A 22,685-nucleotide genomic window follows, 5' to 3' on the forward strand; every position below is an offset into this window, starting at 1 on the left:
CAGCGGAAACACACTCCGCCCTGACCGGGACAGGCGTCCACGACGAAGCTCTCGCGAAGCAGGTGCACACCGACGCCACCGGCAAGAAACTGCTGCAAGACGGTGTCTCTAACGTAGAGAAGGCCGGAACCGGGTCCGTCGTGCCAGACGCGGCCAAGAACATCATCGATCGCGCCCCACTGCCCGAGATGTTGAGCCTGATCTCGGATCGCCAGAAACTCGCCGACCCCGAAAGCTGCAGCGCCGCGGCCGCAGACCTTTCGTTCGATCACGAGCTCAGGGCTCAAGACCTGGCCCTTCAGCTCGCAACGAACGCACTCGCCGGCGCGCACCCTCCGTCGAAGGGTTACATGCGCGGTTTCCTCACCCAACTGCTCGGCCAGCTGCATCCCAAGGTGCAGGCAAGAGCCATCGTGGCCCGCGCACGCCTGACCAAGCTCTGCGCGGAACATGGCGGCTTCGTCATCGACACCGCGGACACAGGCGCGCAGCTGATCCTGGCGCCGACAACGTCAGTAGGTGTTGACGGCACCGGCGCAGTCCGACCAACCCAGTCCGCGACCCAGCGGGCATCGGTCGGGCGCGCCCAGCCGGCACAGGCAACGGACCATATTGTCGGTCGAGCACGCGCCACAACCTCGGCCGAGAATGCCGAGCTCAGCAACCGCGGCCTCAGGGTCCATGGTGTCCTCGAGCTCCGGGAAGGCGCCCTCGCCGTGGAGTACAAGGCCGGAGGAAAGGCCGAAGACGGCTTCGTTCAGCTCTTGGACCTAGCGAGGCGATCACGGTTCACACTTGCGACGCTCGTTCAACCAGACGGGTCAGTCACGACGTGGCTCATCGACTACCGGCCGGAACTCGTCACCCATGTCGTCGTCGCGGCGATCGGGGAAGGAGCGCCGTCGGTGACGAGATCCCTCGCGACCGCGAAGGCCGCGGGAATCGACGCCGAACTTGTTTCGCTAACGCCTGGTTTTAGGCGCGACGTCTCGACCCTCGCGGACGCCTATCTTAAGCGATCCCTCTTGCTTGCAAGGCAGCGCTCCAAACAAGGCGCCATCCCGAGTGACGCTCAACCGAGGTAGGCACAACCGAAGGTCTGATCCAGTATCGCGTGCCGGGTCTGATGAAGGCTCTCCTTCCACGCGCAGCACGGACTCTCACCGTGTCGTTTCCGGTGCTGATGAATGAACTGACGTCGAGTGGCGACCTACGTGAATGTGAGCGAGCTCTCGGCAGCGCTCCGCATCCTCAAGGTCGGGTGGTCGACCAACGGTGCACGACAAGCCAGGCCCCGGCCTGGTCGCGTTGGCAGGTCACCCCTTGACCGGGGCGTGGTGTGCCGCGGCTTCGCCGCGCGGTGATCTCAGACCGTCTGGCGGGGTAGACGATCTGCGAAGGAAGAGCCTCGTAAGGCAGGACCTCACGTGCAGTGCCCGGGTCAAGGGCGATCCGTGAACGCGGATCGACCGTGCGTCTATCTGGGCGGAATGCCCCTGACACTTGGGTCGCCGGTCACTGTCCGATCGGACGGGACGTGCTTCGTGCGCGGTGTCGGGAATCGATGTCGGCGGCAGTTGAGGTTTCAGCACCTAGGCGCTGAACCGGCGGCGTCTTCGTCCTCGACGCCCGAGTTCAGATCCAGTGAGCTCAACGGTCTCGCGTCGGGGACGGTAGCTGGACGTCTACAGCCCCTGCCCCGTTTCAGCACCTGAGTGCTGAGCTTCCCCTCCTCGGATCCCGGCGAGTACAAGGCACGGACACCCGTGCCGCGGTTCAGCACCCGGGTGCTGAACCGCTCGGGGCCGGAGTGTCGGTGGTCCCGTCTAGCGTGTGTGGTGAAGGGTCGAACGCTTGACGGAAGGGATGAGCGATGGACCCTGCACACGATCTTACGGACCTGAGTGACCACGACCTGCTGGCCGGTGGTGTCGCCGCCGGGGTGGTCGAGGCCCGGGCCAACGCGGAGCGTTGGCGGCGGCTGGTGGAGTTCCACCGCCGCCGGGAGGCGGACTACCAGGCGCGGACGGCGGTCTCCCGGCACTTCACCCTCACCCCCCGTGCGGAGACGGTCACCGAGGTCTCCGCCCTGTGGGGGCTGTCCGAGTCACGGGTGCGGCACGAGCTGAACGTCGCCCTGTTCCTGGAGCAGTACCTCCCCGACGTGTGGGGCCTGTGCGGGGCCGGGCAGCTGGACTCCTACCGGGCCACGGTGCTGGCCGACGTGGTCCGGCACGCGGTCACCGACCCGCTCCGCCTGCGGATCCTGGGCCCACGGCTCACCGAGTTCCTGACCAGGCACCTCTCCACCGCGCACGGCCTGGCCGGGGTGCCGCCGGTGGTGGTGTGCACCCCCAAGCAGCTGCGGAACAAGCTGACCTACGAGATCAACCGGCTCAAGGCCGCCGACGCCGAGGAACGCCACCGGACAGCGAAGGCAGACCGCCGGGTCCGAGCGTCGGAGGGTGAGGACGGGATGGCCCACCTCGGCATCACCGCCACCACCGACCGGGTCATGTTGGCCGACCACCGACTCACCCACGCCGCCCGCCAACTCCGCCGCGAGGGCGACGAGCGGACCGTGGCACAGCTGAAGTCCGACCTCGCCATCGACCTCCTGATCGGCCGCGGCGACGGGGTGCCGACCCCGGCGTACGCCCGACCGGTGATCAACCTGACCGTCCCGATCCAGACCGTGATGGGGATCGGCGACGACCCCGGCGTCCTGGCCGGCGGCACGGTCATCCCGGCCGGACTCGCCCGCGCCATCGCCGCGGACCCGGACGCCACCTGGCACCGGATGCTCACCGACCCCGCCGGGCGGATGGTCGAGCTGTCCACCACCTCCTACAAGCCGACCGCCCCGATCTGGCGGCACGTGGTCGCCGAATGGGGCAGCTGCTTCGAACCGGCCTGCGACCGGTCCGCCACCCAGGTCGAGCTCGACCACCGTGACCCCTACCCGCACGGCGCCACCACCCCCGGGAACCTGTGGCCGGCCTGCAAACGCGGCCACACCGCCAAGCACGCCCCCGGCTTCACCGTCGAGCAGCACGAGACCGGCTCGTTCCGGCTCCGCACCCCCGCCGGGTTCACCCACGACGTGGCCCCGCCCGCCAAACCCGTCAGCACCGAGTGGCCCGAGCTCGAGATCGAGGCCGGCGAGGTTCAGTTCACCGCGACTGAACTCCTCGAGACCCTCGGCGAGCTCCGCAACCAGCACGACCAGGAACGCGCCGAGGCCCGCGAGCTCGAGTGGGAACACGGCTACCGCCTCGACCAGCTCGCCCTCTGAAGGACGTCCCCGACTTCAGGACCCGACCAGGTCCTTCAGCAGGCGGGTGGCCGAGCCCAGCCGTGGTCGTACCGCCCTGCCAGCTCGTTGATGAACGCCTCCACCTTGTCGGGCTCCACGTCGGACATCGTCTCGAGACGGCCCCACGCCGCGAGCGCGACCGGCTTCGACATCTCCTCGTAGGGCGTCAGGATCACCTCGTCGAGGTGCTCTCGAGCGATCTTCGACAGCTGGTCGACACTCTCCGGCGGCAGGTCGTGGCGGTAGGCGATCACGACGTGGCCGTGCTCCTCGGCGTGGATGAACGACGGCGCGGGCAGCGGGTCGGTGTAGATGCCCGGCTGCGGCGGGATCGCGAAGTGTGGTCCGGAGGTCGGCGGGTCGGACGAGTAGTCATGGTCGCGCAGCTGCTCCAGCGGCCGGTGCGGGCTGTCCATGATGGGAACGGCCCGCCCCGGGAGGCAGGGCTCGGTCCGCACCTCGAGGCCCGTCTCGGACCCGCGGACCAGGCCGACGACCGTCCGGGCCTGCTGGTTCAGGGAGTAGCCGACCACCAGCGCCGAGACGATCAGGACGACGACCAGGTGCGTGAGGCGCCGTCCACGACGGGCAGCGGTCTGGGCGGTGCTCATGCGATCAGTCCTCGTGCGCGTCGACGACGTTCCCTGAACCAGATGGGCAGCGGGGCCAGGAACACGCCGACCGCCAGGAGCATGAGACCTGCCGAGCCCCAGAAGTCCCAGGTCGTCGGCGAGTAGTAGGCCAGGTTCGTGACGAGCCAGAACGTCAGCGACACCAGCGAGGGGATGGCGTACGTGACGAACCACCAGAAGACGGCCAGCATGCCGACGACGTACAGGACGTAGAACCAGCGTGCGACGTCGCGGTCCCTCGGGCTGGCCTGGTCGAGCTCGGCGCTCTCGGCCGGGTCGAGGCCGCGGAGCGAGTCCTTGAGCGTGAGCCAGCTGGTGCGGTACAGGTTGTCGCACCTCAGGGCGAGAGCGAGTACGGCGTACAGGTCGGTGCGCAGGAAGACCGCGCACTGGATGAGCATGGAGAAGCCGATGAGCAGGACCAGGGCACCGGCGTACCGCGGTAGCCATGCCGGAAGGTCCACGAGCCCATCGGCGTAGGCCCAGCGCAGGCCCAGGCAGGCCGCGAGGAGGACGCTGTCGAGCGCCAGTCCCGCCAGCATCGGCCCGTAGCGCTTGCGACGCGGCAGCGTCAGGAGCAGCGTCAGGTCGGTCTCGAACACCAGGCCCATGCCCCGCTGGCTGATGCGGAAGCGCGCCGGCACCCCGGCGTGGATCCCGGCCAGCCAGTGGTAGCCCTCGTGCAGGAAGCCGTTGGCGAAGCTCGAGGCGTAGAGGACGAGGATGGCCACCAGCGGGTTGGGGAGGAAGAGGTAGGACTCCCAGGTCGGGCGGAGCTCCGGCTTCAGCAGCAGCACCATGACCGCGAAGAGGAACGCGCCGCCGTAGACGCACCAGGCGATGCGGCCGAACAACGGAGCGACCACCCAGGGCGGCAGCTTCCCGATCCACCGGACCCCGCGGTAGGCGGCGACGTCGACGGCGGCGTAGTCGATGACGTTGACGCTCTCCAGGGTGTCGAGGAAGTCCTCGACGTCGACCTCCGCGCCGGCCAGTGCCGAAGCCTCGGCGGCGACGTCGGCGATGGACCGGCCGTCCTTGAGGCCCTCGATCACGACGCCGCCGACGCGGGGTACGGCGACGAAGGAGGCCGTGCCCCGGTTCCCGATGCGGACCTCGTCGTCGTTCTCGGGGACGACGACCACCGGTTCCAGGGCCAGCCGGAGCCGAGCGAGGTCCCGCTCCGAGGTGCTCTCAGGCACTGTCGCCCGTTCGTCCGCAGACCTCGCAGTCCGGGTTCGGCGCACCCATCGAGACGTCCAAGCGGCAGCCGTCGCGGAGGTCGATCACGGCCAGGCCGCCGGCGTACGCGGGCGGGGCGTAGCCCAGCAGGAGTCTGGTGACCTCCATCGACACCATGCCGCCCAGGAGCGTCGCCACCGGCCCGATCCCCCGGTTGACGCGTGGCACCGCCGCCCGGTGCATCTGGTCCCAGGTCTCTCGCTGACGCGCGTCGTCGCTCTTGACCGCTGCGTCTCGACCGCAGGCGTAGCAGGCCGTCAGCCCTGGGACGACGGACCAGATGACACCTTCGGTGACGCTCATCCCGCCGCGGATGTAGGGGACCCGGCGGCGCACGCAGGCGGCGTTGACCCAGCGATCGATGGACTCCGGCGGGGAGTCGACCCCCGAGACGACGAGGTCGGGTGAGGTGTGGTCGATCAGCGCCGCGACGTCGTCGGCGCAGGTGATGTCCCTGACCAGCGTCTCCACCTCGATGCCCGGGTCGAACTCCCGGACCCACTCGGCCGCGCGCTCGACCTTGGGCCGGCCGATGTCGCTGCGGCGGTAGACGAACTGGCGAGCGAAGTTGCGCGGCTCCACGAGGTCCCTGTCCACGAGGGTCAGGTGGCCGATGCCCAGCCCGGCCAGGTTCTGCAGCACGTTCGACCCGAGGCCGCCGACGCCGAGGAGGAGCACCCGGGCGGAGCCGAGCCGGCCCAGCATCTCGTCGGTGCTGAGGTCGAGGGTCGAGAAGGTGCTGAAGAAGGCGGCGTTGCTGACGTGCCGACCGTCGATGTCGTGCGGCGAAGGCGTGCTCGCGACGCGCTCGAGCAGGCGAAGCTCGTCGAGGGCCTCGACGGCACCGGCGACCTCCTCGGCCGTCACTGCCGGGTGCGTCTCCAGGATCGACTCGTGCAGCTGCGCGAGGTCCCGGGTGCCGTCGGAGAGCAGGGACAGGAGCGCGGACACGGCTCCCTCGTCATCGGACAGCTCGATCGCTTCACGCGGATCATGGATGATCGTCACGGCATCGTCGGCTTGCCGCCACGCCATCGGCTTGAGCTGCGGAACGGTGTCAGGCTTCATCGAGATCGGTCCCCCGAGCGGAGTGGAAGTGGTGGGCGCGGACGGATACTCACGGATGGCCCGCCACTCGCGAGTGCGAGGTGGCGGGCCACCGTGGTTCCTGCGGCGGGCTTGCCTCTAGAGCGGCCTGCCTCGCCGGGAGCGCGCGATCAGCTGTCGCAGTGGGTGGCGGAGCATTCGTACGTGAGTCGGACCTGCTCGACCTTGCGAACCTCAATCTTCATGATTTCCTCCGTTTTCCGAGTATTGCCCGCTGGAGAAGCGAGCCGGATCAGCCAAGCACAGCAGTTCTCGGAGCGGAAGACTGTTCGGCGCCGACGCCATCGCGAGACAAACGCTGCGTCGGAGCCGTGCCGAAGCCGCACGTCTTCCGCGTGGGAACCTTTGCTCAGGACCTGACCGGCCCCAGGTCCTCGGTGATGATCCAGTCGCCGCCGTCGCGCTCGACCTCGAGCTGCCGCGTCTCGTCCGACGTGCCCTCACCGCTCGTGTACGTGAGCCGGACGGTGACCACGTCACCGTCGGTCGAGACCACGTCCACGTCGACGTCGTTGACGGTCCCCCAGAAGCCGGTGTAGCGGTCGTAGCCGCCCGCCTGCGCCCTGGCGTCCCTGCCCAGCATCCCCCAGGCCGTCCGGGTGTCCCCGGGCAGCAGGGCGTAGTACGCCGCCACGCTCTGCGCAGCCCCCGGCGCAGCCGACGACGGGGTCGATGACGACGGCGAGGACGACGGTGAGCTCGACTGCGAGGCGGAGCCAGTCGCGGACGGGCTCGGTGACTCCGACTTCCCTCGGGTCGGGGTCTGCTTCGTGGAGTCGGGGCCGGCCGCGGGACGGGGCCCGTCTTGCTGGAGGAGCACGGCACCGACGACCCCGGCCAGGAGCAGCAGCACCAACGCCCCGAGCAGCACCGGCCAGCGGGAGCGCCGGCCGGGATCCGGCGGCGTCTCGACGTCGGCGCTCACAGGTGCCGATGCCGCTGCCGCACGGGGCGCAGGCTCCGCGGCACCGGTCATCGTCAGCGTCCCCGGGGATCGGTGCACGTCCGCGGCCTGGCGCAGGGCGTGCGCCGCGTCCGCCATCGTCCAGCGCGACACCGGGTCCGGGTCGAGCATCCGCCCGATCGGCTCGGCGAGGAACCCGGCGTGCTCGGGGTGCGGCGGCCGGGTCTCCGCGATCGCAGCGAGGGTCGCGATCGCGCTGCCGCGGCCGGCGATCGGCGGCTTTCCCTCGACGGCCGTGTACAAGGTGGCGCCGAGCGCCCAGACGTCCGCCGCGGGCGAGGGGTCGGCGCCGCGTGCCAGCTCGGGGGAGAAGTAGAGCGGCGTGCCCATCACCTGGCCCGATCGGGTCAGCTGGTCCTCACCGTGGGCGCGGGCGATGCCGAAGTCGCTGATCTTGGCGGTGTCTCCGGCCACCAGCACGTTCCCGGGCTTGACGTCGCGGTGGACGGTGCCGCGGGCATGGGCGGCGACCAGTCCCTCAGCGACCTGGGCACCGATGGCGGCGACCCGTTCGGGGGCGAGTCGGCCCTCCCGGGCGACGAGCTCGGAGAGCGTCTCGCCCGGGACGTACTCCATGACCAACCAGATGTGGTCGTCAGCCTCGACCGCATCGAAGACCGAGACCACGTGGGGATGGTTCAGGGCCGCCGACAACCGCGCCTCGCGGAGGGCCCGGGCCACGTCGGGCACCGACTCCCCGGGGAGCACGCCGACCTGCTTGAGCGCCACTTCACGCCCGAGCAGCTCGTCGCGGCAGAGCCACACGGTGCCCATGCCGCCGCGACCGACGGCGCGGAGCACCGCATAACGTCCCGCGATGAGTTCCGGTGCCATGGAAGGGCCCTTACCCGGACCGGCGACAAGTATCCCCTCGGCGGTGCCACCCGCGTGCGTCGACCAGCGGCCGAGGCACGCTCCTCAGACGCCGAGCGACGGACCCGCGCCGGCCGGACCGGCGCCGGCAGGGTCCGGGTGGGCGTTCCGCTCGTGGCGCACCCACAGCCCGACGGCCAGGAACACCACGCCCCACAGCAGCGCCACCAGGCCGAGCAGCACCGCGATGCCGGTGGCGCTCCGGCCCGGGTTGGCCGCGAACAGCGCGCCGAGGAAGAGGTCGATCAGGCCGGTGAGCACCAGCAGCCCGCGGGGCACGGTGGTCGTCGAGGAGACCGCGCCGAACAGCTCGAAGACGCCGCGCACCATCAGCCACAGGCCGAGGATCCACGTCAGCGTCACCGCGGTCACCGCAGGGCTGGTCACCGCCACGATCCCGGCGAGCAGGGCGATGACGCCCATCGCCGCCAGCAGCCAGCGCGCGGACGACTCCGCGCCCGGCCAGAACGCCTGGGCCAGCGAGCCGACCCCGTCGGCGATCGCCCAGATGCCCCACAGCAGCGCGAGGGCGGTCGCGGTCTCCGAGGGCCGGGCGACGGCCACGATGCCGAAGACGATCGCGATCGCGCCGCGGGTCACCAGCAGCTTCCAGCCGACCTCGAGCCAGTCCTTGTCCATCGCGGCCTCCTGCTCCCGGACGCTACGCGCGCCGGGACGGGGTGCGCTGCCCCAAGAATGGGCATGCAGCCCGACGTCAGGAGCCGGTACGCCGCAGCACCCGCGCCTCCCACGGCGCCAGCTCGGGACCGGTCGCTCCGGCCACGTTGCCCAGCAGCAGCTCGGCGCCCGCCCACTGCTCCCAGCCGGGCACCGCAGGACGGACCGGCTCACCGGAGAAGTTCGCCACCGTCAGCAGCTCCACGTCGCCGAGGCGCCGCGTGAACGCATAGACCACTGGGTCGTCGGGCAGCAGCATCGTGAAGTCGCCGTGCGCGACCGCGGGCTCGGACTTCCGCAGCGCGATCAGCCGCCGGTAGTGGTGGAACACCGAGTCCGGGTCGGCCAGCGCGGCCTCGGCGTTGACCTCCGTGTGGTCGGGGTTGACCGCGATCCACGGCGTGCCGCTGGTGAAACCGGCGTTCGGCGAGGCGTCCCACTGCATCGGGGTGCGGGCGTTGTCGCGCCCCATCGCCCGCAGCGAGGCCAGCACGTCCGCCGGGTCCGCGCCGAGGGCGACCGCCTGCTCGTAGTGGTTGACCGACTCGATGTCGCGGAAGTCGTCGATCCCGGCGAACGGTGCGTTCGCCATGCCGAGCTCCTCGCCCTGGTAGACGTACGGCGTGCCGCGGTGCAGGTGCAGCACGGTGCCGAGCAGCTTGGCCGAGCGGACCCGGTGCTCGCCGTCGTCGCCGAACCGGGACACCACCCGGGGCTGGTCGTGGTTGTTCCAGTACAGGCTGTTCCAGCCGTTCTCCGCCAGCCCTTCCTGCCAGCGGCCCAGCGAGGCCTTGAGCGCGGTCAGGTCGAACGGCAGCACGTCCCACTTCGTGGCGCCCTGGTCGATGCCCACGTGCTCGAACTGGAAGACCATGTCGACCTCGCGCCGGGCCGGGTCGGTGAACAGCCGGGCCTCCTCGACGGTCACGCTCGGCATCTCGCCCACGGTGAGCAGGGTCGCCTCGTGCCCGGCGACGACCTCGGCGTGCATCTCGGCGAGGAACTCGTGGATGCGCGGACCGCAGAGGAAGAACGGGCCGCCGTCGCCGTGCGTGCCGCCGGGCGGGACGACCCCGTCGCGCTCGGCCCCGCGCGGCAGGTCCTTGGAGATCATGTTGATGACGTCCATCCGGAAGCCGTCGACGCCCCGGTCGAGCCACCAGCGCATCATCCGGTGCACCGCGCGCCGGACCTCCGGGTTCTCCCAGTTCAGGTCCGGCTGCTTCCTGCTGAACAGGTGCAGGTAGTACTCGCCGGACGCCTCGTCGTACTCCCACGCGGGTCCGGAGAAGAACGAGCCCCAGTTGGTGGGCTCGGCCCCGGGCTCACCGGGCGTGGTGCCGGGCCGGGCGGGACGCCAGACGTACCAGTCCCGCTTGGGGTTGTCGGTCGAGGAGCGCGACTCCACGAACCACGGGTGCTCGTCGGAGGTGTGGTTGACCACGAGGTCCATCACGACCCGGATGCCGCGGGCGTGCGCCCGGGCGATCAGCTCGTCGAGGTCGGCCAGGGTGCCGAAGAGCGGGTCGACGTCCTGGTAGTCGCTGATGTCGTAGCCGTTGTCGTCCTGCGGGGACGGGTAGATCGGTGAGAGCCACAGCACGTCGATGCCGAGCCGCTCGAGGTGGTCGAGGCGGCTGGTGATGCCGGGCAGGTCCCCGATCCCGTCGCCGTCGGAGTCGGCGAAGCTGCGCGGGTAGACCTGGTAGACGACGGCGGTGGTCCACCACGGGTGGCTGCTCATCCGCCCATCCTTCCCGCACGCCACTCGTCGGCGAGGAGCGCGTAGCCGTAGCCGTCGAGCCACCGGCCGGACCGGTGCAGCGACTCGGCCACGTTGTGCTCCTCGCGGCGCATGCCGAGCTTCTCCATGATCCGCCACGAGGCCACGTTGTCGGCGAAGCAGAGCGCGACCGCCCGGCGCAGGCCGAGGTCCTCGAAGCAGATCCGCAGCAGCTCGGCGGCGGCCTCGGTCGCGAGTCCCTGCCCGGCGTGCTCGGGCGCCAGCACCCAGCCGAGCTCGGCCTGGGTGCCCTTCGCCTGCTCCGCCACCTCGGCCTGGGCCCAGGGGTCGCCGATGTGGAGGTAGAGGTCGCCGACCAGCCGGCCGTCCCGCTCCACCACCAGCGTGACCGCGAGCTTGTCGGGGTCGCTGAGCCTCTCGACGAACGCGTCCCGGTCGGTGGGCAGCGTCGGCAGCCACTCGGCCACCTCGGGCAGCCGCCGGAACTCGTAGAGCTCCGGCAAGTCGTCGACGGTCGCCGGCCGGATCGTCAGCCGTGCGGTCCGGACGGGCCAGTCGACGGCGCTGAGGTCCTGGGGCATGGCCTCAATCTAGGAGCCCGAGGCGCCGCAGCCGCGGATAGGGCAGGCTTCACCGCATGTACTTCGTCGGCGTCGACCTGGCCTGGGGCCTGCGCAAGCCCACCGGCCTCGCCGTCCTCGACGACAGCGGCCAGCTGGTGCACCTGTCCGCGGTCTCCACCGACGAGGAGATCGAGGCCGCGCTGGCGCCGTACGTCGCCGGCGACTGCCTGGTCGCGATCGACGCGCCGCTGATCGTGCCCAACGCCACCGGCAACCGGCCGGCGGAGGCGGACCTCAACCGCGACTTCGCCCGGTTCGACGCCGGCGCGCACCCCTCCAACACGGGCAAGCCCGAGCTGAGCGGCACGCCGCGGGGCGCGCAGCTGTCCTCGAGGCTGGGCCTGGACATGAACCCGCGCTCGGGCCGTGCCCGCCGGGCGATCGAGGTCTACCCGCACCCGGCGACCGTCGCGCTGTTCCGGCTCGGCCGCACCCTGAAGTACAAGAACAAGTCCGGCCGCTCCCTCGAGCGGCTGCGCGGCGAGCTGCTGGTCCTGATGGGCCTGCTCCAGGGGCTCGCGGACGCCGACCCGCCGCTGCTGCTCGACGGTGCGTGGAAGGACCTTGTGGTCCGCGTCGAGCAGGCCACCCGCAAGAGCGAGCTGCGCGTGGTGGAGGACCAGGTCGACGCGGTCGTGTGCGCCTACGTCGCGCTGTTCACCGAGCGGCTGCCCGAGCTCACCACGACGTACGGCGACTTCGAGCGCGGCTACATCGTGACCCCGACGCTGCCCGACGACCTGGTCCCGACCCCGCGGGAGCGCCGGGTGGCCGCCGTCGAGGACCCGGTCCGGGTGGCCGTCCGGGAGTACGCCGCCCAGCACGCGGCGCTGCGTCGGGCCGCCGACCAGGCGGTGGCGCTCGTGCAGACCGTCCTCGACGACGCCGGCATCAACTACCTCAGCGTCACCGGCCGGGCCAAGACCGTGGCGTCGTTCGCGGCCAAGGCCGCGCGGGTGGTCGACGGCGAGCTGGCCTTCCCCGACCCGCTGCACGACATCACCGACGTGATCGGGGTCCGGGTCATCACCTACGTGCACAGCGACGTGGCCGCGGTCGCCGACCTGCTGCGCGACCAGGTCGTGGTCCGCGACGACCGGGACATGGGCCGGGAGACGGCCAGCGAGGGGCGCTTCGGCTACGCCAGCCGGCACCTGCTGGTGAGCCTGGATGCTGCGCGGGAGAGCCAGCCGGCGTACGACCTGCTGCGCGACCGGGTCGTGCAGGTCCAGATCCGCACGGTGCTGCAGCACGCGTGGGCGGAGTTCGAGCACGACATCCGCTACAAGGGCACCATCCCCGAGGAGCACGTGCAGGACTTCGACCGCCGCTTCACCCTGGCCGCCGGTCTGCTCGAGCTCGCGGACCGCGAGTTCTCCACCATCCGCGACCGGCTGCAGGAGGGGATGGGCGCGACCCCCGCCGAGCCCGCCGACGACGACCCCCGGATCAGCCAGCGCGAGCTGGCGGCCTTCCTGGCGGGGCAGTACGCCGACGCCGGCTGGTCGCGCACCGACCACTACGTGTGGATCTCCGGGCTGCTCCTCGAGCTCGGCATCACCTCCCTCGACGAGCTCGGCGACGTGCTCCGGCCCATCGACACCGCGGTGCTCAACGAGCGGATGGGCTACCGCTACCCGCCCGGCGCCGTGCGCCGCCTCGACGACGCGCTGCTCGCGGCCTTCGGCGAGAGGTACGTCGCGCTGCACGGCAACAGCCACCGCGAGCCGTTGCTGCGCACCCGCCTGCAGAAGCTCGAGGGGGAGTCGTGACCGCGAAGTTCGCCGACGTGGACGCCTACCTGGCGTCGTTCCCCGACGACGTCCGGCCGGTGCTCGAGCAGGTGCGCGCGACGATCCGGTCGGCGCTGCCCGACGCGACCGAGACCATCGCCTACGACATGCCGACCTACAAGGTCGGTGGACGCTCGGTCGTCCACTTCGCGGGCTGGAAGAGCTACGTCAGCCTCTACCCGCTGCCCGAGCCCGGCACCGCGGCCGACGGCGGGCTCGAGTCCGAGCTGGCGGCGTACCGCGCCACCCGGGGCACCGGGCGCTTCCCGCTGGACAAGCCGATGCCGCTCGACCTGATCGGCCGCGTGGTCCGGGCGCTGCGCGCCGAGCGGCTCGGCTGACCCGTCACGACAGGCGGGCGGATGCGCCGGCGAGCCGGCTGAGCTCGAGCGGCGTCAGGTCGACGGCCGGTGCTGCGAGGAGCTCGTCGAGCTGGCCGATGCTGGTGGCCGACGCCAGCGGTGCCACGACGGTCGACTGGTGCAACAACCAGGCGAGTGCGACGCCGGCCGCACCCACCTGGTGCTCCGCGGCGATCGCACGCACGGTGTCGAGCAGGTCCAGGCCCTCGGGCGTGAGCAGTGGTCGTACGCCGGCGCCGCGGGCTCGGTCCCGGGTGTCGGCCTGGGTGCGGTACTTCCCGGACAGGAATCCGCCGCCGAGGGCACGGTAGGGCAGCACCGCGAGCTGTGCCTCGGCGGCGAGGTCGGCGAGCTCCGACTCGAACGGCTGCCGATGAACCAGGCTGTAGTGGGGCTGAAGTGCCACCGGAGCGGCCAGGTCGTTGCCGTGGGCGACCTCGAGCCACTGGCGGACAGCGCCTGCGCTGAAGTTGGACAGCCCCACCGCCCGGACCTTGCCGGAACGGACCAGGGCGTCGAAGGCGCCCACGCTCTCCTCGACGGGCGTCCGGTCGTCCTGGTAGTGGGCGAGGTACAGGTCGACATGGTCGGTGCCGAGCCGGCGCAATGACTCCTCGACGGCTGCGGTCACGGTGTGCGCGGAGAGTCCCTCGAAGCGCGGATGGTTTCCGACCTTGGTCGCGACGACCACCCGGTCGCGGTTCCTGCGGCGCCGCATCCAGGTGCCGAGGATCGACTCCGAGACCCCGTCGGAGTAGGTGTCGGCGGTGTCGACCAGTGCGCCTCCTGCGTCGGCGAAGGCGTCGAGGACCCGATGGGAGTCGGACTCGTCGGTCGTCCGGCCGAAGGTGTTGCACCCCAGGCCGATCGGCATTGCAAGGCAGGTGCCCCACCGTCCGGGCGAGCGGTCGTCGAGTGGCAGGGTGCCGCGGGTCTGGTGTTCCTCATCGCTCACGAGGACGAGAGTGGAGCTTCAAGCCACCTGAGAGTCAACAGGGTCGGCACCAGAGCCGCAGCCGGCACCTGCACCTCAGCTCGAGGCGGCGCGCAGCTTCTCCAGCAGCGGGCCCGCGGCCTCGCGCAGGAAGGCCTCCTGGCTCTCGTCGCCGATCTGGACCAGGGCCACGTCGGTGAAGCCGGCCTCCCAGAAGGCGCCGACCGACTCCACGATCCTGTCGAGGTCGGGGCCGCAGGGGATGGAGTCTGCGACGTCCTCGGGACGCACGAACTGGGTGGCGCCGGAGAAGCCGGCCGGCGTGGGCAGGTCGGCGTTCACCTTCCAGCCACCGGCGAACCACCGGAACTGCTCGTGCGCCCGCTTCACGGCGGTGTCCTCGTCGGGGTCCCAGCAGATCGGGATCTGCCCGACCGCGCGCGCCTGCTCCCCGATCCTCGGTGCACCGTCCACGGAGCTCCACGCCGAGATGAGATCGGCCTTCGGCTCGACCGCGATCAGGTGGTCGCCCAGCGGCGCGAACCGCTCCACGCCCTTGTCGCCGGCGACGGCCACCGCGAGCGGGACCCCGCCCTCGGGGCAGTCCCAGATCCGGGCCGAGTCGACGTCGAAGTGGTCGCCACGGAAGGTGACCAGCTCGCCGGTGTGCAACTGCCGGATGATCTCGATGGCCTCGGCGAGCATGTCCTGCCGGGCGTCGACGGCCGGCCACCCGGCCCCCACGACGTGCTCGTTGAGGTTCTCGCCGCTGCCCAGCCCGAGGGTGAAGCGCCCCTCGGACAGCAGTTGCACGGTCGCGGCCTTCTGGGCCACCACGGCGGGGTGGTAGCGGATCGTCGGGCAGGTGATGTAGGTCATCAGCCCCACCCGCGAGGTGGCGTGCGCGACCGCGCCGAGCACGGACCAGGCGTACGGCGCGTGCCCCTGCTCGGTCAGCCACGGGGAGAAGTGGTCGCTCATCACCTCGAAGTCGAAGCCGACCTCCTCGGCGCCGACGGCGTACCGCACCAGCTCGCGCGGGCCGCTCTGCTCGGTCATCAGGGTGTAGCCGAACTGCGTCACTGGTTCCCTCCTCCTCGGCCCGGGGGCGGGCCGGCACGATCACTTGACCGCGCCCGTACCCGCCGTAGCCTCGGACCATGACTCCCGCAGAGCTGCTGGCCGACGCCTTCGGACGCATCGCGGAGGGTGGCCGCGACGTCGTCGACGGGCTCGACGCGGAGCAGCTGGCGCACCGGCCCGGTCCGGACGCCAACCCGATCGGCTGGCTGGTCTGGCACCTCGCCCGGGTCCAGGACGACCACGTGGCCGACGTCGCCGGCCTCGAGCAGGTGTGGACGGCCCAGGGGTTCCACGAGCGGTTCGACCTGCCCTTCGACCGCTCCGACATCGGCTACGGGCACTCCAGCGAGCAGGTCGCCCACGTGCGGGCCGATGCGGACCTGCTCGCGGCGTACCTCGCCGCCGTGCACGCGCAGACGACCCGCTACCTCGACGGGCTCGAGCCCGCGGACCTCGACCGGGTCGTCGACGAGCGCTGGGACCCGCCCGTGACCCTGGGGGTGCGGCTGGTCAGCGTCGTCAACGACGACAGCCAGCACCTCGGGCAGGCGGCGTACGTCCGAGGACTGCTCGGCGCCTGACCCCTCGGTGACCGATGGGGTCAGGGCACCTCGCGCAGGGTGCGGCTGATCCGGTAGCGCATGAACGACGGCACCGCCAGGGCTGCGACCACGGTCCCGACCACGACGAGGACGCCCCCACCGGCGGCGGCAGCAGCGGTCCCGACCATCGCCGCGCTCGCGCCGTGCACGACGTCGGCGATCCGCGGGCCGCCCGCGACCACGACGATGAAGACGCCCTGCAGGCGGCCGCGCACCGCGTCGGTGGCGGCGCTCTGCAGCATGCTGGTGCGGAACGCGGCCGAGGCCATGTCCGCGGCCCCGCCGAGGACGAGCAGCCCGACGGCGACGCCGAGGAAGAGCCGTGGCCCGTGGTCGGCGAGGCCGACCGCGACGCCGAAGCCGGTCATCGCCACGCCCCACACGAGGATGCACGCGATGACCGCCCGGCCCTGCAGGTCCACCCGCGACACCCACCCGGAGAAAAATGCCGCCCAGGACGGCGCCCGCGGGGATCGCCGCGAACAGCAGCGCGAAGGCGAGCCCGCCCTGCTCGGGGCCGCCGAAGGACTCGTGCGCGATCTCGGGGAAGAGCGCCCGCGGCATCCCGAAGACCATCGCGATCAGGTCGACGACGAAGGACATCAGCAGCACCGGGTGGCCGCGCAGGTAGGCGAGCCCCTCGACGACCGACCGCAGGCCGGGGGTGCCGGTGCCGCGGCCCTCCACCGGCAGCCGCGGGAGGCGTACGACGGCGCTCAGCGTCGCGAACAGCGTGATCGTGTCGATCAGGTAGAGCCACGAGAAGCCGAGCACCGGGATCAACGCACCGGCGACCAGCGGCCCGGCGATCGCACCGGCCTGGAAGATCGTCATGTTCAGCGAGTTGGCCGCCGGCAGCAGCGGCAGCGGCAGCAGCTTGGGCAGCACCGCGCTGCGGGTCGGCTGGTTGACGGCGAAGAACGCCTGCTGCAGGGAGAACAGCCCGAGCAGCAGCCACACGTTCACACCGCCGGCCGCCGCCTGCAGCCAGAACAGCGCGCTGGTCCCGATCAGGCCGGTCGTGGTGCAGATCAGCAGCGTGCGCCGGTCCATGTGGTCGGCCAGCGCCCCGCCCCACAGCCCGAAGACCACGAGCGGCACCAGACCGAACAGCCCGGTCAGGCCGACGTACGCCGAGGAGCCGGTCTCGGCGTAGATCTGCGCCGGCACCGCGACCACGGTCAGCTGGGCGCCGACCACGGTGATGATGTTGGCCAGCCACAGCCGCCGGAAGTGCTCGTTCTTCAGCGGTCGCGTGTCCGCGACCAGTCCCCGGATCGTCGCGCGCACGGGTCCAGAACCTACGCCGGTCCCTCGTTCTTCCCGGCGGCGACCACGTGCCTCCTTGCCGGCACCTCCTACGTTGGAGGCCATGAGGCTGCAGCGCACGGTGCGCACGACCGTCCCGCCGGACCGCGTCTTCGACTACCTGAGCGACTTCACCACGACCAACGAGTGGGACCCGGGCACGGTCAGCACCGAGCGGGTCTCCGGCGACGGCGGTGTCGGCACGACCTACCGGAACGTCTCCTCCTTCCTCGGGCAGAAGTCCGAGCTGACGTACACCGTGGTCGAGGTCAAGGCGCCGACCCGCTTCGCGCTGCGCGGGGAGAACGCCACGGTGGTCGCCCACGACACCATGGAGATCGCGGCGGAGGGTGCCGGCACCCGGGTCACCTACACGGCCGACTTCGAGTTCAAGGGCCTGGTGAAGTACGTCGCGCCGCTGCTCGCGCCGGCGTTCAAGCGGCTGGGCGACCACGCCGAGCGGGGGCTGGACGAGGCACTCGGCCGGCTCGCCCAGCGATCGTGAGGCAGCAGTCATGAGGCGCCCGGTCCCGGAGCGGCCCGGTCCCGGCCAGGAGTCGGTGTGGGACTACCCGCGCCCGCCCCGGCTCGAGCCGACCAGCGAGCGGGTGGAGGTCGAGCTCGGCGGCCGGGTGGTGGCCGGCACCTCGGCCGGCTGGCGGGTCCTCGAGACCAGCCACCCGCCGACGTACTACCTGCCGCGCGACTCCTTCGCGCCCGGTGTGCTGCGGGAGACCGACGGCGCCACCTGGTGCGAGTGGAAGGGGCGGGCCGCCTACTTCGACCTCGTCACCGACGAGCGGGTGGCCGCCCGCGCGGCATGGACCTACCCCGAGCCGACGCGCGGCTTCGAGGCGATCACGGGTGCGATCGCGGTGATGCCCGGGCTGGTCGACCGGTGCACGGTCGACGGCGAGGTGGTGGTGCCCCAGCCGGGCGGTTTCTACGGAGGCTGGATCACGGGCCGGGTCGTCGGGCCGTTCAAGGGCGGGCCGGGCTCCTCCGGCTGGTGAGCCGTCAGTCGCCGAGCAGCCGGCGGGCGCCCTCGGGCCACCACTGGCCGGCCCGCCGGACCCCCGTGGCAGGTGCCGTCGGCGGACTGGCCGTCGGACTCGCCGGGGTGCTTGACCCAGACGTAGCCGTCGAGGGCGCCGTCGAAGACCAGCCGCGGCCGCCGGCCGGTCCGCGCCTCGACGGGGTTGCACACGTCGCCGGGGGTCGGGGCGGTCCGGGCGCCGTTGCGGGCGGTCTCGATCACGTAGTGACGGCCCGGCACGCCGATCGCCGCCAGGCGTCGCGTGAGCGCCCGGGCATAGTCGCGCTCCTTCGCGGTCTCGACGAAGTTCGCGACGTTGGTGCTGAACCCCCGGGCGTGGGACACGCCGGCCTTCTTCAGCAGCGGTGCCATCTCCTCGGCGGAGCGCCACCCGGAGTGGCCGGCGTCGATGTAGACCCACGCCCCGGCGCGCGCCAGCGCCTTCGTGGCCCGGCGCAGCAGGCCGAGCCGGTCGCCGGCGTTCTGGCAGCGGGGGTCGTCGAAGAACGCGACGGCGTCGGGCTCGAGGACCACCATGGCGTGCCGGCCGCGCAGCCCGGCGGCGACGTGCCGGACCCACGTCACGTACTCGTCGGCGCCGGCGATGCCCCCGGAGGAGTACAGGCCGCAGTCGCGGTCCGGGATCGCGTAGACCGACAGCAGCGGGGTGCGGTCGGCGGCGTTCGCGCGGTCGGCGTACTCACGGACCACCCGACGCACGTCGGCGGTCGCAACCGCCCCGGTGACCCAGAGGGCCTGCGGCGCCCGGGCCAGCGGCCTGAAGGAGGCGTCGTCACGCGCGGCGCGGGCGGCCGAGGACTGCGGGTCGGCGTACATCGCCCGGGTCCGCCGGACGTCCTGGCGCGGCGACTCCCCGGCCGTCGCGGGCGCGGTGACGGCGCCGCCGGCGAGCAGGGCGCAGCCGAGCACCAGCGCAGCGGGGCGCAGCCGGGATGCGGTGGGGGAGGGCACCGGCACATCGTAGGAGCGCGGAGCCGCCCGGCGCGGGCGAACGGCGCGGCCGAACGGCGTGCTCAGGCAGGCTGCGGCTGGTCGTCCAGCCGTGGCCCGAACACCCCGAGCGCGTCCACCTGCTCCTCGCTCCACTCCGGGCCGGCCCAGGCGCGGACCTGGCTGCGGGAGCGCCGGGAGAACACCGTGCGGTAGAGCTCGTACGCCGACACCTCGGGCAGCTCGTCACCGCCGGGCTCGCCCCAGACCTGGCCCTCGCAGCGGACCGCGACCCCGGCCCGGCCGACCATCCGCGGCCCGGCCGCCTTCAGGACCAGGCGCCACAGCGGCTCCGGGGGCTGGCCGAGACCGAGCGCCTCGTGCAGGTCGGTGTGGTGGACGGTGATGTCCCAGACCAGGGCCGGGCTCGGGCTGTCGACCACCGACGCGGCCACCGCGTCCTGCTGCCCGGTGATCTCCTCCAGCAGCACCGGGAGAGGGAGCCGGGCGCGCTCACCGACGTGGCGGGCGGTCCACTCCGGCCCGGGCGCGCCGTCCATCCGGCCGGCCAGGGCGTCGGCCGCGCCACCCGCGAGGTGGGCGTAGACGTCGCGCACCGTCCACGCGGGCGTGGCCGGCACGTGGGTGTGGAGCTGCTCCTCGGAGAGGTCCGCGGCCAGGGCCACGAGGGCGGCGACGTTGTCGCGGTAGAGCTGTCCCCACGGGTTCACGCCGATCAACCTACGGCCTCCGGAGGCCCGTGGCACCCTGTCGGCATGGACGAGGAGTGGCTCGGGCGCGCGATCGAGGTGGCGGTGGCCAACGTGGCGGACGGCGGCGGTCCGTTCGGTGCCGTCGTGGTCCGCGACGACCGGCTGGTCGCCGAGGGGGCCAACCGGGTGACCGCCGACCTCGACCCCACCGCGCACGCCGAGGTGATGGCGATCCGGGCCGCCTGCCGGGCCGAGGGCGACTTCAGCCTGGCCGGCACGACGCTCTTCGCGTCCTGCGAGCCCTGCCCACTGTGCCTCGCGGCCTCGCTGTGGGCCCGGGTGGACCGGGTGGTGTACGCCGCGGACCGGCACGACGCCGCGGCCGCCGGGTTCGACGACGCCCGGTTCCACGCCGCGCTCGCGGCCGTGCCGGAGGCGTGGGCCGACAACCTGGTGGGGGCGCCGCACCCGCGGTCCCGGGAGCCGTTCGAGGCCTGGATCGCCAACGGCTCGCGCACGCCGTACTGATCGGCGAAGACGAGCCGTTCGGCCCCTCCGCCCGGGGCCGGGCACGGCCTAGCGTCACGGCCAGGAGGTGGACCGCATGTGGTTCTGGATCTTCATCGTCATCCTGCTGCTCGCGCTCGGGCTGGTGACCTACCAGGGACGTCGGCGCCGCTGACACCGTCCGCCTCTACTGTGGGCGGGGTGACCGAACGAACCGCCACCGGACCGCTCGAGCTGCCTGACGCCGACCACGCCCGCGCGTGGGTCGAGACCCGCACGGCGGACGGGCTGGCCGGCGTCCGGGAGCTGGTCGCGGCGCTGCGGACCGCGCCGCCGGCCGACGCGCTGGACGCGCTCCGGGCCTGGGACGAGATCACCCTCCGGCTCGGCAACGTCGCCGCCGTCGGGTCGCTGTGGGCCAACGTGCACCCGCTCGAGGAGGTGCGCACCAGCTGCGAGCAGGCGCAGGTCGAGGCCGACCGGCTCGGCACCGAGCTGCGCCAGGACCGGGGGTTGTACGACGTGCTCGCGGCCCTCGACCCGACCGGGCTGGACCCGCAGGCGGCCCGCCTGCTCGAGAAGACCCTGACCGACTTCCGGCGCTCCGGGGTCGACCGCGACGACGCGACCCGCACCCGGCTCGCCGAGATCGACGAGCGGATCACGGCCCTGGTGCAGGAGCTCGGGCGCACGATCCGCGACGACGTCCGCACCGTCCGGGTCGAGCCGGAACGGCTCGCGGGGATGCCCGAGGACTGGCTGGCGTCGCACCCCGCCGGCGACGACGGACTGGTGGCCGTGACCAGCGACTACCCCGACTCCGTCCCGGCGCGGATGTTCGTGCGTGACGCCGGGGTGCGTCGCGACGTCACGGTGGCGTTCCTGAGCCGCGGCTGGCCGCAGAACGAGCCGCTGCTGGTCGAGCTGTTCGAGCTGCGCCACGAGCTCGCGACCCTCGTCGGCTTCCCGGACTGGGCCTCCTACGACGCCGAGGTCAAGATGATCGGCACGGGCGCGGCCATCCCCGCCTTCATCGACCGCATCGCCGCGGCCGCCGAGGAGCCGATGCGCCGCGACCTCGGGGTGCTGCTGGAGCGCTACCGACAGGACATCCCCGGCGCCACGTCGATCGACCAGGCCGACGCCGGCTTCTACGAGGAGCTGGTGCGCAAGGAGCAGCTCGACGTGGACGCGCAGCTGGTGCGCACCTACTTCGAGTTCACCAAGGTCCGGCAGGGGCTGCTCGAGGTGACCGGCCGGCTCTTCGGCCTGTGGTGGGACCCGGTCCCGGACGCGCCGACGTGGCACGAGGACGTGACGGCGTACGACGTCCGCGACGACGGTGGCGGCGAGCGGATCGCCCGGATCTACCTCGACCTGCACCCCCGGGAGGGCAAGTACAAGCACGCGGCCCAGTTCACCTTGGCCGACGGGGTGGCCGGCCGGCAGCTGGCCGAGGGCGCGCTGGTCTGCAACTTCTCCAGGGGGCTGATGGAGCACAGCCATGTCGTCACGCTGTTCCACGAGTTCGGCCACCTGGTCCACCACGTGCTGGCCGGGCGCGGGGAGTGGGCCCGCTTCTCGGGCGTCGCCACCGAGTGGGACTTCGTCGAGGCGCCGAGCCAGATGCTCGAGGAGTGGGCGTGGGACCCCGACGTGCTGCGCGGCTTCGCCACCGACGCCGAGGGTGAGCCGATCCCGGCGGACCTGGTCGCCCGGATGCGCGCGGCGCACGACTTCGGCAAGGGCTACCAGGCCCGGACGCAGATGTTCTACGCCGCGATGTCCTACTGGTTCCACGCCGATCGGCCGGCCGACCTCACCGCGCGGATGCGCGAGCTGCAGGCGCGCTACTCGCCGTTCGACTGGATCGACGGCACCCACATGTTCGCCAGCTTCGGCCACCTCGGCGGCTACTCCTCGGCCTACTACACCTACATGTGGTCGTTGGTGATCGCGAAGGACATGTTCAGCGCCTTCGACCCCGCCGACCTGTTCGCCCCTGACGTGGCGGGGCGCTACCGCCAGCGGGTGCTCGCGCCCGGGGGCAGCCTGGACGCCGCCGACCTGGTCGCCGACTTCCTCGGCCGCCCCTACACCTTCGACGCGTACGCCGCCTGGCTCGCCCGCTGACCGTCGCTGGGCTCCTTGTGTCGGCGACCGGTCGACGTACTATTGCCGATATATCGCGAACGGTCGCGACAGTCTGGAGGCAGT

General features: G+C 72.0%; 21 protein-coding genes and 1 pseudogene. 9 read left to right on the plus strand and 13 right to left on the minus strand.

Annotated features, from left to right (window positions below; translation table 11 throughout):
• The first annotated feature begins 62 nt into the window (after positions 1 to 62).
• Both ACZ43H_RS20100 and ACZ43H_RS20105 read left to right on the plus strand, forming a co-directional pair.
• A complete protein-coding gene (locus ACZ43H_RS20100; RefSeq protein ID WP_464585875.1) occupies positions 63 to 1,085 on the plus strand; it encodes a hypothetical protein in 1,023 nt (340 codons plus the stop codon).
• A 788-nt stretch (positions 1,086 to 1,873) separates the two neighbouring features.
• Positions 1,874 to 3,295: an HNH endonuclease signature motif containing protein gene (locus tag ACZ43H_RS20105; protein WP_464585877.1), complete on the plus strand. Its 1,422-nt coding sequence runs from the start codon at positions 1,874 to 1,876 to the stop codon at positions 3,293 to 3,295.
• A gap of 35 nt (positions 3,296 to 3,330) precedes the next feature.
• On the opposite strand, the gene ACZ43H_RS20110 is transcribed toward ACZ43H_RS20105, so the two are convergent.
• The 7 genes from ACZ43H_RS20110 to ACZ43H_RS20140 form a co-directional block, all read right to left on the minus strand.
• Positions 3,331 to 3,927 carry a DUF3105 domain-containing protein gene (locus tag ACZ43H_RS20110; protein WP_464585879.1) on the minus strand — a complete coding sequence of 199 codons (597 nt, stop codon included), beginning with the start codon at positions 3,925 to 3,927 and terminating at the stop codon, positions 3,331 to 3,333.
• Positions 3,924 to 5,150, minus strand: a complete 1,227-nt coding sequence (locus tag ACZ43H_RS20115; RefSeq protein ID WP_464585881.1) for a hypothetical protein — start codon at positions 5,148 to 5,150, stop codon at positions 3,924 to 3,926. Before ACZ43H_RS20115 ends, ACZ43H_RS20110 begins: the two co-directional genes overlap by 4 nt.
• Positions 5,143 to 6,141 carry a ThiF family adenylyltransferase gene (locus ACZ43H_RS20120; protein WP_464585882.1) on the minus strand — a complete coding sequence of 333 codons (999 nt, stop codon included), beginning with the start codon at positions 6,139 to 6,141 and terminating at the stop codon, positions 5,143 to 5,145. The genes ACZ43H_RS20115 and ACZ43H_RS20120 overlap by 8 nt, the downstream gene beginning before the upstream one ends.
• A gap of 505 nt (positions 6,142 to 6,646) precedes the next feature.
• Positions 6,647 to 8,095, minus strand: a complete 1,449-nt coding sequence (locus ACZ43H_RS20125) for a serine/threonine-protein kinase (protein ID WP_464585884.1) — start codon at positions 8,093 to 8,095, stop codon at positions 6,647 to 6,649.
• Between the two features lie 84 nt (positions 8,096 to 8,179).
• Positions 8,180 to 8,773 (minus strand): HdeD family acid-resistance protein, encoded by a 594-nt coding sequence (locus ACZ43H_RS20130; protein WP_464585886.1) that lies wholly within the window; start codon positions 8,771 to 8,773, stop codon positions 8,180 to 8,182.
• A gap of 76 nt (positions 8,774 to 8,849) precedes the next feature.
• Positions 8,850 to 10,556, minus strand: a complete 1,707-nt coding sequence (locus tag ACZ43H_RS20135) for a glycoside hydrolase family 13 protein (RefSeq protein ID WP_464585888.1) — start codon at positions 10,554 to 10,556, stop codon at positions 8,850 to 8,852.
• The gene (locus ACZ43H_RS20140; protein WP_464585890.1) at positions 10,553 to 11,137 is read right to left on the minus strand and encodes a GNAT family N-acetyltransferase; all 585 of its coding nucleotides are present in this window, start codon (positions 11,135 to 11,137) and stop codon (positions 10,553 to 10,555) included. Before ACZ43H_RS20140 ends, ACZ43H_RS20135 begins: the two co-directional genes overlap by 4 nt.
• 56 nt (positions 11,138 to 11,193) lie before the next feature.
• Here ACZ43H_RS20140 and ACZ43H_RS20145 point away from each other — a divergent pair, with 56 nt between their 5' ends.
• On the plus strand, positions 11,194 to 12,951 hold the full coding sequence (locus tag ACZ43H_RS20145) for a DUF429 domain-containing protein (RefSeq protein WP_464585892.1): 1,758 nt from the start codon (positions 11,194 to 11,196) through the stop codon (positions 12,949 to 12,951).
• Positions 12,948 to 13,313: an iron chaperone gene (locus ACZ43H_RS20150; RefSeq protein WP_464585894.1), complete on the plus strand. Its 366-nt coding sequence runs from the start codon at positions 12,948 to 12,950 to the stop codon at positions 13,311 to 13,313. The genes ACZ43H_RS20145 and ACZ43H_RS20150 overlap by 4 nt, the downstream gene beginning before the upstream one ends.
• A gap of 4 nt (positions 13,314 to 13,317) precedes the next feature.
• On the opposite strand, the gene ACZ43H_RS20155 is transcribed toward ACZ43H_RS20150, so the two are convergent.
• Both ACZ43H_RS20155 and ACZ43H_RS20160 read right to left on the minus strand, forming a co-directional pair.
• Entirely contained in the window at positions 13,318 to 14,208 is an 891-nt protein-coding gene (locus tag ACZ43H_RS20155; protein WP_464590885.1) for an aldo/keto reductase, read from the minus strand.
• Positions 14,209 to 14,364: 156 nt separating this feature from the next.
• Positions 14,365 to 15,351: an LLM class F420-dependent oxidoreductase gene (locus tag ACZ43H_RS20160; RefSeq protein WP_464585896.1), complete on the minus strand. Its 987-nt coding sequence runs from the start codon at positions 15,349 to 15,351 to the stop codon at positions 14,365 to 14,367.
• Between the two features lie 77 nt (positions 15,352 to 15,428).
• Between ACZ43H_RS20160 and ACZ43H_RS20165 the strand changes: the two genes are divergently transcribed.
• Positions 15,429 to 15,932 carry a mycothiol transferase gene (locus ACZ43H_RS20165; RefSeq protein ID WP_464585898.1) on the plus strand — a complete coding sequence of 168 codons (504 nt, stop codon included), beginning with the start codon at positions 15,429 to 15,431 and terminating at the stop codon, positions 15,930 to 15,932.
• Between the two features lie 20 nt (positions 15,933 to 15,952).
• On the opposite strand, the gene ACZ43H_RS20170 is transcribed toward ACZ43H_RS20165, so the two are convergent.
• Together ACZ43H_RS20170 and ACZ43H_RS20175 are read right to left on the minus strand one after the other, a co-directional pair.
• The gene (locus ACZ43H_RS20170) at positions 15,953 to 16,375 is read right to left on the minus strand and encodes a hypothetical protein (RefSeq protein ID WP_464585900.1); all 423 of its coding nucleotides are present in this window, start codon (positions 16,373 to 16,375) and stop codon (positions 15,953 to 15,955) included.
• A 76-nt stretch (positions 16,376 to 16,451) separates the two neighbouring features.
• Positions 16,452 to 17,327 (minus strand): annotated as a pseudogene (locus tag ACZ43H_RS20175) (MFS transporter); the annotation flags it as partial.
• On the opposite strand from ACZ43H_RS20175, the gene ACZ43H_RS20180 reads away from it, so the two are divergent.
• Both ACZ43H_RS20180 and ACZ43H_RS20185 read left to right on the plus strand, forming a co-directional pair.
• Complete coding sequence (locus tag ACZ43H_RS20180) at positions 17,326 to 17,766, plus strand: SRPBCC family protein (protein ID WP_464585901.1); 441 nt, start codon at positions 17,326 to 17,328, stop codon at positions 17,764 to 17,766. The pseudogene ACZ43H_RS20175 and the gene ACZ43H_RS20180 sit on opposite strands and share 2 nt — an antisense overlap.
• Positions 17,767 to 17,776: 10 nt before the next feature.
• The gene (locus ACZ43H_RS20185; protein WP_464585903.1) at positions 17,777 to 18,274 is read left to right on the plus strand and encodes a DUF427 domain-containing protein; all 498 of its coding nucleotides are present in this window, start codon (positions 17,777 to 17,779) and stop codon (positions 18,272 to 18,274) included.
• Here ACZ43H_RS20185 and ACZ43H_RS20190 read toward each other — a convergent pair.
• Together ACZ43H_RS20190 and ACZ43H_RS20195 are read right to left on the minus strand one after the other, a co-directional pair.
• Positions 18,205 to 19,269, minus strand: coding sequence for a glycoside hydrolase family 6 protein (locus ACZ43H_RS20190; protein ID WP_464585905.1), 1,065 nt, complete (start codon positions 19,267 to 19,269; stop codon positions 18,205 to 18,207). The two genes, ACZ43H_RS20185 and ACZ43H_RS20190, sit on opposite strands and share 70 nt — an antisense overlap.
• Before the next feature lie 62 nt (positions 19,270 to 19,331).
• Positions 19,332 to 19,979, minus strand: coding sequence for a maleylpyruvate isomerase N-terminal domain-containing protein (locus ACZ43H_RS20195; RefSeq protein WP_464585907.1), 648 nt, complete (start codon positions 19,977 to 19,979; stop codon positions 19,332 to 19,334).
• Between the two features lie 45 nt (positions 19,980 to 20,024).
• Between ACZ43H_RS20195 and ACZ43H_RS20200 the strand changes: the two genes are divergently transcribed.
• On the plus strand, positions 20,025 to 20,489 hold the full coding sequence (locus ACZ43H_RS20200) for a nucleoside deaminase (protein ID WP_464585909.1): 465 nt from the start codon (positions 20,025 to 20,027) through the stop codon (positions 20,487 to 20,489).
• A 180-nt stretch (positions 20,490 to 20,669) separates the two neighbouring features.
• Positions 20,670 to 22,601, plus strand: a complete 1,932-nt coding sequence (locus tag ACZ43H_RS20205) for a M3 family metallopeptidase (protein ID WP_464585911.1) — start codon at positions 20,670 to 20,672, stop codon at positions 22,599 to 22,601.
• Positions 22,602 to 22,685: the final 84 nt, after the last annotated feature.

This window comes from Nocardioides sp. DN36 (genome assembly GCF_055380375.1).

What these genes read in the sequence shown, in the direction of transcription:
- ACZ43H_RS20105 (WP_464585877.1), top strand. Translation starts at nt 1,874, where the DNA reads ATGGACCCTGCACACGATCTTACGGACCTGAGTGACCACGACCTGCTG.
- ACZ43H_RS20110 (WP_464585879.1), bottom strand. Translation starts at nt 3,927, where the DNA reads ATGAGCACCGCCCAGACCGCTGCCCGTCGTGGACGGCGCCTCACGCAC.
- ACZ43H_RS20125 (WP_464585884.1), bottom strand. Translation starts at nt 8,095, where the DNA reads ATGGCACCGGAACTCATCGCGGGACGTTATGCGGTGCTCCGCGCCGTC.
- ACZ43H_RS20130 (WP_464585886.1), bottom strand. Translation starts at nt 8,773, where the DNA reads ATGGACAAGGACTGGCTCGAGGTCGGCTGGAAGCTGCTGGTGACCCGC.
- ACZ43H_RS20135 (WP_464585888.1), bottom strand. Translation starts at nt 10,556, where the DNA reads ATGAGCAGCCACCCGTGGTGGACCACCGCCGTCGTCTACCAGGTCTAC.
- ACZ43H_RS20140 (WP_464585890.1), bottom strand. Translation starts at nt 11,137, where the DNA reads ATGCCCCAGGACCTCAGCGCCGTCGACTGGCCCGTCCGGACCGCACGG.
- ACZ43H_RS20145 (WP_464585892.1), top strand. Translation starts at nt 11,194, where the DNA reads ATGTACTTCGTCGGCGTCGACCTGGCCTGGGGCCTGCGCAAGCCCACC.
- ACZ43H_RS20155 (WP_464590885.1), bottom strand. Translation starts at nt 14,208, where the DNA reads ATGCCGATCGGCCTGGGGTGCAACACCTTCGGCCGGACGACCGACGAG.
- ACZ43H_RS20165 (WP_464585898.1), top strand. Translation starts at nt 15,429, where the DNA reads ATGACTCCCGCAGAGCTGCTGGCCGACGCCTTCGGACGCATCGCGGAG.
- ACZ43H_RS20180 (WP_464585901.1), top strand. Translation starts at nt 17,326, where the DNA reads ATGAGGCTGCAGCGCACGGTGCGCACGACCGTCCCGCCGGACCGCGTC.
- ACZ43H_RS20185 (WP_464585903.1), top strand. Translation starts at nt 17,777, where the DNA reads ATGAGGCGCCCGGTCCCGGAGCGGCCCGGTCCCGGCCAGGAGTCGGTG.
- ACZ43H_RS20200 (WP_464585909.1), top strand. Translation starts at nt 20,025, where the DNA reads ATGGACGAGGAGTGGCTCGGGCGCGCGATCGAGGTGGCGGTGGCCAAC.